General features: G+C 41.6%; 1 protein-coding gene. It reads left to right on the plus strand.

The window, feature by feature from the left end; genetic code table 11:
• Nucleotides 1–461 (plus strand): ATP-binding protein (locus tag H5200_RS23445; protein WP_182762896.1); only part of this gene is annotated, 461 nt, incomplete at both ends.

Consider the following 461-nt stretch of genomic DNA (forward strand, 5'->3'; position numbering starts at 1 on the left):
GTGCGACACGCTAAATTCCGCTTACCGGCTCAGTTAAATCAACTGATTTACTCGCCGACACGTAATATAGAAAAAGCACAGATACGTAACTTAAGCCAAAATAGCTGGCTAAACTTACATCAAAATATCTTAATCACTGGGGCAACAGGCTGTGGAAAAACATACCTTGCGTGTGCCTTAGGACATGAGCACTGCCTACAAGGAAAAAGTGTTTACTATATTCGATTAAAAGAACTACTCGAAAGCCTGTTTCTAGCACAAGCAGATGGTAGTTACCGGAAATTACTGGCGAAGTTAATAAAGTATGATCTACTGATCTTAGACGACTGGGGGCTTGAACCACTGAGTGCACAGCAACGAGGTGACTTACTCGAATTAATCGATGCGCGGTATGGGTATAAATCACACATAATTATAAGCCAGCTACCACAGGAAAACTGGCATGAAATGATAGGAGAATC

Origin of the sequence: Pseudoalteromonas sp. SG43-7, assembly GCF_014164295.1 — a bacterium.
GTDB lineage: Bacteria > Pseudomonadota > Gammaproteobacteria > Enterobacterales > Alteromonadaceae > Pseudoalteromonas > Pseudoalteromonas rhizosphaerae.